This is a genomic window from Paenibacillus solisilvae (assembly GCF_042656405.1).
GTDB classification, from domain to species: domain Bacteria; phylum Bacillota; class Bacilli; order Paenibacillales; family Paenibacillaceae; genus Paenibacillus_Z; species Paenibacillus_Z solisilvae.
Window position 1 is genome coordinate 29,678 of the sequence record NZ_JBHSOW010000038.1, and the last position, 13,335, is coordinate 43,012.

The following is a 13,335-nucleotide window of genomic DNA, read 5'->3' on the forward strand; positions in this document are numbered from 1 at the left end:
GTTACTAGGCTCCGAAATCATAAAGTATACACTACTTTTAGCGCGAGTCCTGTTTTCTCGCTTTAGGCAGAAATAACGTTCCGATCAGGGTGAGAGAGGCAAGAACAAACACGCCCCAATAAACGCTATGCAGCGCTATCGTCAATCCAGATTGTACGATATGCAGCTCCTCCTCCGGCATCTGCTGCAACCCAGAGGAGTTCAACAACTGATCGATGGAATTCATGGAAACGGCTCCGCCCAGCGAGTTGTTTTCAATCGAAAGAAATCCGTTGAATCTCATGTTAAGGATTCCGCCCAGCAATGCGGCCCCTACCGAGCTTCCGAGCAGGCGCATAAACATATTGGACGCGGTGGCAACGCCCCGCTTCTGCCAGTCGACACTGTTTTGAATCGAAGTCATGAACGTATTGCTGGTCAAACCCATACCGATGCCGATAATAAACGAGCCCATACCGGCCCATATCGCTCCTTTGGACGGGTCTAATGTAAGAAAGAACAGCGATCCTGTGAAAGTGGCTATTCCGCCCAAAACTGCTGTAGGCCGCACGCCGATTTTCATGATCAAATGGCTCGCAGCGAAAGCGGCTGTCGGCCATCCTACCGTCATTACGGTCAATGTAAAGCCCGCAACGATAGCTGAATGACCCATCACGCCTTGCATATACGTCGGAAGAAAGCTGCTTATACCAATCACCAGCGCACCCGACGTAAAGGTTGCGGCATTGGCGGTAGCGATAAACCGGTTCTTCCAAATATCCAATGGCATCATCGGCTCGAGAGCCTTTTGTTCCCATTTGAAAAAGAATACGGCCCCAAGCGCAAAAACGAGCAATAATGCGCCTATTTGAGGTGATGTCCAGCTCCATTTGACACCACCTTGAATCAAAACGATCATCAAAGACGTGATCGATACAAAGAACAGACCGGAACCCGCGTAATCGATTGAACGCTTTTGTTTTTCAACTCCCTCGTTCAAAAAGAGGATGATTCCGATAATGGACAAAATCCCGAGCGGAACATTTATCCAAAAAATCCACGACCAGTGCGTATATTGTACGATCAAGCCGCCGGCCAGCGGGCCGAGGATCGAAGAAATGCCGAATACGCTGGAGAAAAAGCCTTGAATTTTGGCCCGTTCCTGCATCGTGTACATATCCCCAACAATGGTCACTCCGATAGGCTGAACGGCGCCGGCGCCTAGTCCTTGAATCAATCGGAAAATCACTAGCATGATCATGGACGTTGCGAGTCCGCACAGGATGGAACCAAGCAAAAAAATAACGATACCGGTAATGAAAACGGGCTTGCGGCCGAATAAATCGGACAATTTTCCATAAATCGGAGTCGTGACCGCCTGCATCAACGCAAACGCAGAAAAAACCCAGCTATACAGCGAGAATCCACCGAGCTCCCCGACCACACTGGGCATGGCCGTGGAAATAATGGTCATCTCAATGGCGGTCATAAACATCGATACAACGATAGCTGCAAGCACGAGGGGACGCTGTGTCTTTTTGTCCGTTTGCCTCGACTGGGCGATAGTCAATTGGCTCATTTCTCCACATCCTTCCAACACATATTAACCTCGTAACCGGTCCTCCGTCCGAATTGCTGATACATGATCTCAATGAACGGCCCCTATTGCCCCATTCAACTAAATTCCCGTAATCAGCCCAATTCCGCCCTGTTAGAGCCTCGCGAACGTGATGTAATCGACTTGGACAGGCTCTGCCGATTCGATCCGAAGTGCCCGGTTGATCTGTCCCCGGTGATATTGCCCATGTAAGAGGACCTGCGACAGGATGTCCCGGACGGACGTTCGGAACGGAACTCCGCTCTGGTTCGCATAGTCGATCATCCCGTCCAACTCGGATTCCTCGAGCCCTTCGATATAGACGCGATATTGCTCGGCGTTTTCTTCGAACATCGTCCGGATCGCCGTCAGGTCTTCCGCTTCCTCCCACAACGAATATTGCGCGCTGCCCTTTCCCTGCAATCGGGACAGCCAGACTCGTTCCGCGACCGCGACGTGCCGAACCAGCTTCAGAAGGTCCTTGTTCTTCGTCTCACTCTCCTCGAGCGCGTCCAAGATGCGTCCGTCCGCCCAGTACAGGTGGTCCATCATGCACTTGATCGTCTTCATTTCGGTTTCCCCTCTTCGTCTCATCGATTACTTGAACCTACTGTTATCCGTTAGTTTAATCATTTGAATGAACTAAAACAACCTTTTTGGGTGAATTCCTTGTTGCTGTAACACTTCCAAGGAGAAACGTGCATTTTCAAAGGTATTAGTTGCTTTATCTTCTTTAAGTAATGATTCTAAGAAACTCCCATTCGGTTGTTTCTACATGAGGGGTCGTACCACCAAAAGGTAGAATAAATTGAGCGATACCGTTATGGTACAATGTTGCGGCTCTTTCCATTAATTGAGGATGACTTGCTCCTGGTTAATATAATGTCTGACTGTTCCAACTCCGTTTCGAAAAACATAAAATCACTAATACAATCAAAGGGAAATGACATATGAAGACCTCCTCAGTATTAACGCCCGTGGAATCCGGTATTTTCGAAGTATTCAAAGACTATCTATTCGCTATTTGGTTAAATTATCCTGCCCGTTAGCCACACATGCAGCGCAAGCGCTGCACCACAGATGATGAAAATGGGTAGTAGAATCTGCCCATAAAAGGATGATGGCACGCTTATTGGATGCTAGTACATCTCAAAACAAAAGTTACACCGACCTCAATTCAACAACCATATTGCCAGCTAATACACCAACGCCTATTGGGGTGGTCGGTTTGAATGTCACTGGTGCAAGTGGTATCATCCGTGTGCAATTCACAGGAATAGCTGAACTTAGGCTCCCAGAGCCATTAGCACCAGATACGGTCATTGTACTTGCTATTGGACGGGGGACAGATCTGACTGGAACGTCAGTCGCTACTGCTATTTATGGCACTGGAAACACTGTTTCCCCTGTGCAAGTCGTCACAATCAATGCTTCCGATTACAATGTTCCGTACCCTCCATCCAATGAACTCGTCTATACCTTATATTTATTCTGTACGATTGAAGCAACTCGAATAGGAATGGAAAGTTTCAATGCAATTGCGATCTCGGATTAAGCCGATGAACGAGAACGTAATAAATGAGAACCAACTGACGGAAGGTTAGATAATATTCCACTATACTGCCCGTTACTTCAATAGCAAAAAGAGACCCGCAGCAACGGGCTGCGGGTCTAAAGTGTATATTTTAAAGGGGGGTCAAGTTTTATTATAGATACACTTCATTAAACCGAGATGAAAATAAGATTTCAATCGTGTTACATTTTTTGAACTCTCGTGTCCCGTTGGTTAAAACAATCCCCGGCGAATGAGATTAGCCGTCACGGGGACTTTGCCCACTTCCCTCGACCATACGGACAATTGGCCGATATGGTGGATTTCATGGGCGATGACATGGCGCATGACTTCTCCATATTTGAAGTTAACGGGCTCCCCCAATTCCATCTCATTGGTCCACGACATGACAAAAGGACGAAATTCCATGTGAAACCTCGCGGATAAATCCATCACTTTCTGCAGGCTGGCAAAGGATTCGAATGGCTCCGTGAACTCAGGCTTCCGGAGGCGGGGCCGCTGCAATCATTGTGGTCAATAATTGGACACTGCCTGAGAAATGTGGTGCGGGGAAAAGACCCTCATTTTATATAGGATCATGGAGTACGAGACTGAGGCTTGACGAGGTCAACCAGAGAAAATTGGCTGATCTCATTGATCCCGTATCACAGGCAATACGGTGGACAACAAAAAAACTAGGGACACATTTAGGGAAAACTATCTATTTCTTTAACTCGTAATGCAGTAACACGTTTCCAGACCTAAAGGCCTTTGTCTCTAAAAGTGTAAGGCCGAATTGCTTGACATGTTTAAAAAGAGGCTTACCTTCACCTGCAACAACTGGAGTCATTATGAACAGATATTCGTCAATCAAACCTTCGTTTGCAAGTTGTTGTACAATTGTGCCGCTTCCCAAGATAAGAATATCTACTGGCAAAATAGCCGTCGATAGATACTCGGTTTAGCATTACAATTTTTCGCATAATTGCTCCTCCTTCATTTGATAAGTTCATATTACATTCGCGATGACTGTAATAATTGTAAAACCCTGTCGATCTTGAAATAAACTTAGAGCCTATTTGGTACATCATTCTCTCCATATTGTATAATACAAAATTGAAGTACATTAAACTTTACAGTGATACCTACGACACAAAAATTAAGACGTGATATTGAGTGCCTGCGGCGGATTACGACCCATACAGAGAGTGAAGCACTGGTTGTTCAGGTATGTCCGAATGGCCTTCCTGGTATTGTGTTCCAGCTCAATCGCGATAAAAAAAGCAGCCCTGGATCTACTTAGAGATTCCCGGGCTGCTTTTATAAAGTAAAGGTTATTTGGGTATTAGATCAACTTGCCGGCTTGCAGCAGCTTGTACAGGACGGTAGCGGCTGCTTCACGCGTCGTCGGAGAGGATGGACTGAACAGCATGGAACCGTTCATACCCGAGCCTTCCATCAGGCCAGTCGCCGTAACGATGGCGATACTGTCCTTGGCGAAGGTACCAAAGCTGCTTTCATCACGGTAAACATTGCGCGAACCGCCATTGTCGGCTTTAAGGTTCAGGAGCGCACTTGCCTTGGCGAGCATGACGGCGAGCTCTTGGCGGCTGATAATTCCATCAGGACGGAAACTGCCGTCCGTGTAGCCGGTGATCAGACCCGCCGCATAAGCCGCGCCGATCGAGTCGGAGTACCAGGCGCCTGCTTCTACGTCCTTGAACGGAGCTGCAGCAGTTGCGCTTAGGCCCAGACCGCGGGTAAGCATGGCAGCGAATTCGGCACGGGTCACAGATTTCTTCGGTGAGAAGGCCGTGTCGGACGTGCCATTAATCAGGAACTTCTCAGTGAGTGCTTGGATCCGGGATTGGGCCCAAGAAGTTGAAATGTCACTAAATGCAACATCGCGTTTAACAGCGGCATAAACCGAGAATCCGGGACGGTTCACGATAACCGTTGTGGTGCCGTCTGCGTTCGCGGTGAACACAGCCGGGGTAGGAGCGACTTTCCCGTTCTCGATGAACAGGACGCCTGCTTTGTTGGTCAGGATACCTTTATCCAGGACAAAAGAGCGCTTGATGAACACATCTGCAGGTACGGCAAGAGGATTCACGGACGTGCCGTTCACCATGTTGACTTCGAATGAGACTGGAACTCCAAGGACGGAGGCTCCCTTCACTTCAGCCCCGAATTTGGCTGCCTGATCGGAAGCGGAGCTGATTACAAGCTCAATGCCGCTGCCCGCAGGAGTTGACTTCAGCAGGGAGAGCGGGAGCTCGACAGCCGAAGAACCAACGTTCAAGTACAGTGAGCTGCCTTGCGGCGCTGCAGCCAATAGGGCAACTTGTTCAGCGGTCAGGCTCAGCTTGGAGGCCTTGCCTTCGTGAGCATCCACATTCACGACAATCGCAAGCGGAGACGTTACGCTGCCGATCGCGGACTGAAGGTCTCCATAAGTGACGGTAGCCACGGTAGCGGTGCTTTCCGCTGTCGTCGTCGACTTCACTTCGACAGGCTGAAGCCCTTGCCCGGTGATTGCCGTCAGCGCGTAAGAGGGCGGAGCCGGTGTTGGCGTCGGTGCGATTACAACAGGTGTGCCAGGGCCTGGTGTCGGTATGACTTGGTTGTGCTTAATTGAAAAGGTTTGGACGGCAACAGCCGTACGATTGATTGCTTTTTGGGCAATATCGATGCTAGCGGCTGTTACAATTAAGGAATAAGTACCGTCTTTGAGCGTACCTTCCTTTTCGCTGCCTTCGGCATCGAACGGATAGGTGCCGTCAAAGCCATTATACGTATAGCGGCCTGCTTGGAGAGGCTCGTCAAGCGGCCCAACGGACTGCAGGTAGCCAACGGTTTCATCATTAAGATCGTCGATCTCAATCTCATAGTAATTGATGTCGTCAGCAGCCAGCTTGAATGAAATGTCGATCGTATCGTTCACTCCGTCGCCGTCCGGAGAGATAATCCGATTGGACAGCTGAATATCCTGAACGGTGAATCCGGTGTCCGGGAGCTCTGTTCCTACGTGGACGACAAATGGAATGTGCAGGGTCGGCTTGCCGTCAGCCTTGAGAACAACATCCCCTTCATACACGCCATCAGCTGCATCCACAGCTGGCGCGACTTCCAGTGCGAACGTCTTTTTGGCGGAGGCATCGGCACTTACGATCCCGTCCGTCAGACCGGTCAGCTTGGCGTTGATCTTGCTAACGTCCAGCGTCTGTGTTGGTTCATACGGATCTGAGGTTACTTCGTCATTCAGGACGACTTCTGCCGTATACGATACCGAAGCTGCGGATGTATTGTATACTTGCAGGGTAACCGACTTCGCCGGATCTCCCGCTTTCATTAACCCGAAGCTGGCATTGTCGCCATAGTTCGTAACATCATACGGATTCATGTTTTTATCGAGCAGCGTCAGCTTCTCGACCGTCTGCAGTACAGCAGGAGTCTCGATCGCTTCGGCGATATTCACGCGTCCTGCGCCCTGAGAGTAGACATCATATCGGATGCCTTCTTCATCACTGATTTCATCCGCCGTATTGGCAAGAGCGGCGCGGACCTCGAACGGACTCCACTCTGGATGCTGCTGCTTCAGCAGCAGAGCCAGACCCGCTACGTGAGGCGTAGCCATACTCGTACCGCTGATGCGGTTATACGCTTCAGCGTAGGAGATGGAAGGGTCGTTCTTACCGTATGCGGGCCAAGTGGACATGATATTGACACCCGGTGCAGAGAAATCCGGTTTGATCCCGAGAGTGCCATCGGAGTTCGGCCCGCGGGAGCTGAATTCCGCCATGTGATCACCGGGGTCGGACTCAGAAGGGTACTCGGCGTCAAATGCAAGCTCGATATTCGAGCCCGGGCTGTTCAGTGCCAATCTGGCTAGAGCTCGGCCAGTCTTGCCTTCCATATCGAAGGTAGGGATGAAAGCTAGGCTGTCTCCCAAGAAGACGGAAGAGAACGAATCGCGATCTTTAATGGATTCGCTTAGATCGGCGTTTACTCCGTCAGCAGCTGCGTTGCCGTTGAAAATAACAGCGGCTTTGGCACCGTGAGCTTCAGCAATCGCAATTTTATCCACGAAGGCAAGCTTGCCGCGCGAGATGAAGGCGATTTTGCCTTCCACGTTTTTGCCATCATAATCTCCCTCATCTCCAAGTCCGACATAAACGGCCTGCTGTGCTTCGGCTCCCATTAAGGATGCAAAATCCTCCTGGCCGGTGCGCCAGCCCATCAGATTCAGCTCTTCATGGTTATAGACAGAGCCGGTAACCGTCTCATCCTTCTGGTAGACTGAACCGGTTACGGATGCTGTATAATGCGTGCTCGGGCTGTTCACCGCGCCGACCGAGATAGCCAGCTGGCTGGATGCCGGAGAACCCATAGAATAATAATAAGATTCAGCGCTATCGGCTGCGTTACCATTGGCCACAACCGCAATGACTCCGGCCAGCACAGCATTATTAACGGCTATTGCATCCGGAGAGAAGGTGTCCTTGGCATCATCGGAACCCAGCGACAGGTTGATGACGTCCATGTGGTCTTTCACGGCATGTTCGATACCGTCGATGACCTGCGCGGTGGAGCCGGAAGCTGTACCGGTCTCAGCGTTATAACCGAGTACCTTGTACACATACAAGTCGGACTCGTACGCTACGCCTTTTTGGACGAGATCGGCTTCGTTCTCCCCGCGGCCGGCGATGGTTCCGGATACATGGGTGCCATGTGAGGTTCCTTCATTGCCAGTCTCTTGATTAGGGATTTCTTCGTAAGGGTCGTCCGTATTGAAGAAGGAATCATGGCCGCCCTTGTAAGCGTTCTTCAGGTCAGGGTGAACGTAATCCACACCGGTGTCAATGACGCCGATTTTAAGTCCTTTACCGGTCAGTCCCTTGGCCCAGGCCGCAGGGACGCCGATCTGATTCAACGGCTCGATATCGCACTTGCATTCTGGCGAGATGGCGGATGGAGTCATTTCCACATCCGGGATCGAGTAGTAAGTACGGTTCTCGTAGACGGATTTTACCCCTGGCAGCTTAGCCAGCTTCGGAATCTGATTGGCAGGCAGCTCTACTTCCAGCCCGTTAAGCACCGTGTCGTACTGATAGGTCACTTTGAGCGGGATGCCGCTGCTCTTGGCGCTGCTGATGAAACCACTTTGCTGACTCTCAATAGCACTTTCTGTCGCTTCTGCGCTCAGAGAACGCACACCCATCTTGGCGGCGTAGCGTCCTTCGGAGATGGAGGCGCCATTCATTTGAACGATTACCTTCACCTTGTCGGTGGATGTGGTGTTCAGACGAGGAGAGATGAGCGGGCCCGCGCCGGACTGGAGCTCACCTGCAGACAGCTTGCTTTGGAGCAGGCTGCTGGCCAGCAGGGACGACGTATCTGTGCGCTGGTTTTCGGCTGCATGAGCAGTGAAAGGCTGGAACAGAAGTACGGTGGAAAAAGTTGCAGATAAAGCAGAGAGGAAGACTTTTTTAAGAGATTTCTGCAATCAGATACCTTCTTTCTATAAGCAGGAATGTCCCTTCCTTGGAAGGAAATGGTTCTTACAATTTTTAAATATTTCGATAAGATGTTACAAAATCCTTCTCAACACATTAAAAAAGTTAAAAGATTTAAACATCAATATATAAGCTAAAAGATTTAAATATGTATTTAACGATTACAGACTAGGGAGCTGCGCACATCGTAAGCCTTACCGAGTACGGTTCGTATCCAGCTTTTATACCCCCCGAAGCGCACCTTGTAATTTCTCCTTTTTCCGGCACAAAAAAGAGAACAATAAATGCAGACGGGTAGTCTACTTATTGCTCTCTATTTTCGTGTAGTTCGCCGGGAGCTGAGTGAAGATTACAACCTGTCTGTTAACGGCGCAGTCCTGCCCCGATTCAATGCAACCTTAACGTTGTTCATCTTCTCTCTTCTCCCTTTCCAATCAACATCTATTCTTTTACGCTTCCAACCGTCATCCCTTTGACAAAGTACTTCTGCAAGAAGGGATACACGACCATAATCGGCAGCGCTCCTATGAAAATTTGGGCTGTCCGAAGCGTTTTCTCGCTCAAATTCTCCATCGCCTGGATTTGTTCAACCGAAATTGATGTCATCTGGGAATTAATCGACATAATGAGTGTGGACAGATAGGTCTGCAGGGGGTACTTATCCGGAGAATTCAAGTATAGAATTCCATCGAACCAAGCATTCCAGTGTCCCACAATCGTAAACAATCCAATGGTCGCGATAGACGGCAAGGAGACCGGCAGGTAAATGCGCCATAAAATGGTCCAATGTCCGGCTCCGTCAATCGTTGCCGCCTCATCCAGTTCCTTCGGAATCGTTCTGAAAAAATTCAGCATCAGGACCATGTTCCATACACTGAGCGCTCCAGGCAAAATCAGTGCCCAGATGGAATCGATCAAGCCTGTGTTCTTCACGATAATATAGGTTCACTCGCGTGTTCAATCGCATGTCGAGCGTATTAGCGAATGGTTGGAGGACCATTACAGGACTCCGTTTAGCTTGGAAGATCTGTCATCGCATTTGCATCTGTCTCCTTATCATATCTCTCATCTATTCAAGCAAATCACCGGTATAACTCTATCCGACTACTTAATTCAGCGCCGCGTGAAAGAAGCGTGCTTGCTGCTGGCAAATACGACGAAGTCGATTCAAGAGATTGCCTCGGAAGTCGGGGGACTCTCGCCCTCTTACTTCTGCCAAATGTTCAAAAAAACAAAAGGTGTTTCTCCTGAAAAGTATAGGAAAAGTATCCGCTGAGGAATCAAATATACCGCATGCAATAGGCGAAAAATAAGGCTGCTGCAGAAAATTCTGCAAGCAGCCTTATTCTTATCTATTCATGACTCAAACAATCAGCGATGACTCCCACTATGGCCAAATAAATCTGTTGGGACTATGGCAGCGAGTCCACTCTATTTGTAAAATTTAACCAGTTCATCCACCTTAACTGCCTGCCCTGTACGGATCGACTTGTTTGCCGCGATGCCCGTCAGAATGGAGCGCGCACCGTCGATATGATCAGCCGCACGATGATATTCATCATCGACCGGTACACCGAAAATATCATTCAGCAGCACCGGATCCCCGCCTCCGTGACCGCCTTCGCCCACCTCGAATTCTGCCTTGTACGGTTTGCCGAACATCGGGAAGACGAGAATCGTCACGCCTTTCACCGCACCTTCGAGCGCTTTGTCGCCCCCAGAATTCACATAAGACTGCTCGACGACCGTCATCTCAATGCGGCCTTTCGTCCCATTGAACGCGATCCGGTAGCCTTCCCACGGCAAATAGGCGTTCAGCGAATACGTTAACAGCGCTTTATTCTTGTACTTCACGAGCACGCTCATCGTATCCTCAATGGAGATGCCGTCTCCAAACACGCTTTGATCGCGCCGGTAGCCGTCCTCCGCCTCAGCATCGAGATACATGGCCTTCAAATGCTCATTCTTATCCAGCGACAGTGCGAACGGATCGTTCTCCGCGTTCGGATTGCCCGTCGCACGGTCATAAAACTGCGTGATTCCGCGACTCTCGGCGTTCTCCCGGCCGTAAAAAAGCAGATCGCCCATAGCGAATACTGTATCCGGCTGGGAGCCGATCCAGAAATTCACCAAATCGAAGTGATGTGTCGACTTGTGCACGAGCAGGCCGCCGCTGTTGCGCTTGTCGCGGTGCCATCTGCGGAAATAGTCTGCGCCGTGCTGCGTGTTGAGCAGCCATTCAAAGTGGACCGAATTGATGTCGCCGATCGTCCCTTTCGCGATTAACTCGCGGGCCTTCGTATGATGCGGCGCATAGCGGTAATTGAACGTTACGCGCACCTTCCGCCCCGTCCGCTCGACAGCATCAAGAATCTGCTGACACTTCTCTTCATCGACCGTCATCGGCTTCTCGGTGATCACATCGCAGCCGAGCTCCAGTGCACGGATAATATACTGATGATGCGTCCGGTCGACGCTGGTAACGATAACCGCGTCCGGCTTCTCGGTTGCGATCATCTTATCGAACTCATCGCTCTTGTAGGTGCGCACCGCCGGGTAATCGTACTTTTCCGTCAGCAGCTTGTTTGCATATTCCATGCGGGTCTGGTTGATATCGCAAAAGGCGAGCAGCTCCGACGTCTCGCGGAACCTCTTAGCGACTGCGGCGTAAAAAAATTCTGCTCTCCCGCCGACACCGACCTGCACATATGTTTTCTTAGCCATACTTCCATCTCTCCTCAATTAGCCTCGATATGCTTCTGATGCGAATATACAGCAATATCTGACTAATGTCTCCGCAATCTATGTTAAAATCAATGAAACAAAGCATATTTTGTTCTATTGGAGGGGTTAGAATTGAATATCAGCAGCGAACTGCACTATGGTAATCGAAAGGATCCGTTATTTATGGAGTATAATCGTCGAAAAGGCCACTTTTCGATGGCGGCCGAACATTTGCACGGTCACTACGAACTGTACTATTTGTTTGGGGGCAAACGGCTGTATTTCATCAAAAACCAATCCTACACGATCCAGCCCGGCGATCTTGTGCTGATTCCCGGCAACGAGCTTCACAAGACGTCCGATACCGGAATCCCTAATCACGAACGTATCGTACTGTACTACGATGAGCGCTATTTCGGGCAGTTCTCCAAGGAGGAGGCCGAGCTGTTACTGTCGCCCTTTCGCGGCCCCCGCCGCGTCCTGCGGCTAGCGCCATCAGACCGGCTGCATATCGAGCAGCTGCTGTTCGGTTTGCTGCGCGAGGCACAGGAGCGCGCGCCTGGTTACGAACTGCCGATTCGCCATGCCGCTGCTGAAGCGCTGCTGTTTGCGGCACGCTACGCATTAAGCACCGAGGCTGAGCCGACTGAGAGCTCCTCCTCTCCTGCTGCGGCAAAAGCTATGGAGATTGCGCGCTACATCACGGATCATTTCCGGGATCCCCTCACGCTTGGTGAACTGAGCCGCCGTTTTCACCTTAGCCCCAGCTATCTCAGCCGCACCTTTAAAAGGTTCACAGGCTTTGGTCTCACCGAATATATCGGCATCACCCGAATAAAGGAAGCTCAGCGGCAGCTGCACGAGAAAGATGCCCGGATTATTGATATAGCGGGGGAAGTTGGGTTTGAAAGCTTTTCCCAATTTGAGAGAGTGTTCAAATCACACCTTGGGTTGTCGCCACGAAGTTACCGTTCCCAGCATCGGCAGAGACGGTGACAAGTCAATAGACGCAAGAAGAGGCTGTCACGCCAAGTCTAATTTAGACGATACGGGACAGCCTCTCCACTTGGTTTTCCTTGCCATATGACTAAACCGCTGCAAAAGTTCATACCCTTCTTGCTTGCACATATACTTGTAGACTTCTGTGACAACACTTATGTCTTTTCGTACTACAGAGGTGGATATCAATTACCAAACCATCCCCTGAAGAACAATTGCAATTTCACAGCACAATCTCAGAAGTTTATTTATCTTCTCCCATTGTTCTTCCTCAGACCTTCCTTAAGTTTCTTAATTTCATAGATTGAAATCCATACCCATAATGTTGTCACTCCACCATTGATCAAACTTTCAATCCATTGATTCATCTTTGCCCAACCTCACTATATTATTTTAATATTCATCATCCCATTATTATTAGTTCACTAAACCTATATCAGCCATCTTCTTAAGTATTTCGTCCTTATGCTCACCATCAAGCATGGATTACCCTTACACCATAATACAAAAAAGACACTCGCAATGGAGTGCCTACTATTCAAGCTTTCAAATGTTAAGGTTTCGGGGTCTTATGCATGTGCCGGTTCCGCGGCTTCCCCCAAAGCGGGAAATGGGATGCCCTCACGCGTTTCAAGAACCGCTATCAACAGAACGGTCGGAATCAGCTCCGAATGAAAGGTGCTCATGGCGATATATATGCTCGGCAGCATAAGCGCCATAAAAAATGCAATGAACCGATCCCATCGAATATACGCCTTGCGCGCTATATACTCTAAGATGGTGTCAATGGGCATTCGGAAATGATTAATATTCAGAATCTCTTCTATTATGGGCATCCGTTATGGTGGTCGGAAATACTAGCATGTAATGTATAAACTTAATACAATCTGGGCATTATAGAAATACGGAGGGGTCTATACGAGGCCACTGAAAAACATTTGTTTTTGATTTTGTGAAGTGTACTGAAA

Annotated in this window: 8 protein-coding genes and 3 pseudogenes; 3 read left to right on the top strand and 8 right to left on the bottom strand. The window is 49.4% G+C overall.

The annotated features are described in order from the left end of the window. Positions 1 to 37: 37 nt before the first annotated feature. Complete coding sequence (locus ACFPYJ_RS10675) at positions 38 to 1,558, bottom strand: MDR family MFS transporter (protein WP_379188118.1); 1,521 nt, start codon at positions 1,556 to 1,558, stop codon at positions 38 to 40. 132 nt (positions 1,559 to 1,690) lie between these two features. Next, entirely contained in the window at positions 1,691 to 2,170 is a 480-nt protein-coding gene (locus ACFPYJ_RS10680; protein WP_379188119.1) for a DinB family protein, read from the bottom strand. 538 nt (positions 2,171 to 2,708) lie between these two features. Here ACFPYJ_RS10680 and ACFPYJ_RS10685 point away from each other — a divergent pair. Next, the gene (locus ACFPYJ_RS10685; RefSeq protein WP_379188120.1) at positions 2,709 to 3,131 is read left to right on the top strand and encodes a hypothetical protein; all 423 of its coding nucleotides are present in this window, start codon (positions 2,709 to 2,711) and stop codon (positions 3,129 to 3,131) included. Between the two features lie 231 nt (positions 3,132 to 3,362). Here the strand turns inward: ACFPYJ_RS10685 and ACFPYJ_RS10690 are convergent. The 4 genes and pseudogenes from ACFPYJ_RS10690 to ACFPYJ_RS10705 form a co-directional block, all read right to left on the bottom strand. Next, positions 3,363 to 3,632: pseudogene (locus tag ACFPYJ_RS10690) on the bottom strand (DinB family protein); the annotation flags it as partial. Positions 3,633 to 3,849: 217 nt separating this feature from the next. Next, positions 3,850 to 4,065 (bottom strand): dihydrofolate reductase family protein, encoded by a 216-nt coding sequence (locus ACFPYJ_RS10695; protein WP_379188121.1) that lies wholly within the window; start codon positions 4,063 to 4,065, stop codon positions 3,850 to 3,852. Between the two features lie 408 nt (positions 4,066 to 4,473). After that, entirely contained in the window at positions 4,474 to 8,634 is a 4,161-nt protein-coding gene (locus ACFPYJ_RS10700) for a S8 family serine peptidase (protein WP_379188122.1), read from the bottom strand. A 451-nt stretch (positions 8,635 to 9,085) separates the two neighbouring features. Further along, positions 9,086 to 9,589, bottom strand: a pseudogene (locus tag ACFPYJ_RS10705) (carbohydrate ABC transporter permease); the annotation flags it as partial. 43 nt (positions 9,590 to 9,632) lie between these two features. On the opposite strand from ACFPYJ_RS10705, the gene ACFPYJ_RS10710 reads away from it, so the two are divergent. Next, complete coding sequence (locus tag ACFPYJ_RS10710; RefSeq protein ID WP_379188123.1) at positions 9,633 to 9,920, top strand: helix-turn-helix transcriptional regulator; 288 nt, start codon at positions 9,633 to 9,635, stop codon at positions 9,918 to 9,920. 155 nt (positions 9,921 to 10,075) lie between these two features. Here the strand turns inward: ACFPYJ_RS10710 and ACFPYJ_RS10715 are convergent, their stop codons facing one another. Next, positions 10,076 to 11,368, bottom strand: coding sequence for a Gfo/Idh/MocA family protein (locus ACFPYJ_RS10715; protein WP_379188124.1), 1,293 nt, complete (start codon positions 11,366 to 11,368; stop codon positions 10,076 to 10,078). A 132-nt stretch (positions 11,369 to 11,500) separates the two neighbouring features. Here ACFPYJ_RS10715 and ACFPYJ_RS10720 point away from each other — a divergent pair, with 132 nt between their 5' ends. Further along, the gene (locus ACFPYJ_RS10720; RefSeq protein ID WP_379188125.1) at positions 11,501 to 12,364 is read left to right on the top strand and encodes a helix-turn-helix domain-containing protein; all 864 of its coding nucleotides are present in this window, start codon (positions 11,501 to 11,503) and stop codon (positions 12,362 to 12,364) included. Between the two features lie 593 nt (positions 12,365 to 12,957). Here ACFPYJ_RS10720 and ACFPYJ_RS10725 read toward each other — a convergent pair. After that, positions 12,958 to 13,203 (bottom strand): annotated as a pseudogene (locus ACFPYJ_RS10725) (spore germination protein); the annotation flags it as partial. Between the last annotated feature and the right edge of the window lie 132 nt (positions 13,204 to 13,335).

Bases quoted from the DNA above. Each gene is read 5' to 3' on its own strand.
- ACFPYJ_RS10675 (WP_379188118.1), bottom strand. From the start codon at position 1,558: ATGAGCCAATTGACTATCGCCCAGTCGAGGCAAACGGACAAAAAGACA.
- ACFPYJ_RS10715 (WP_379188124.1), bottom strand. From the start codon at position 11,368: ATGGCTAAGAAAACATATGTGCAGGTCGGTGTCGGCGGGAGAGCAGAA.
- ACFPYJ_RS10680 (WP_379188119.1), bottom strand. From the start codon at position 2,170: ATGAGACGAAGAGGGGAAACCGAAATGAAGACGATCAAGTGCATGATG.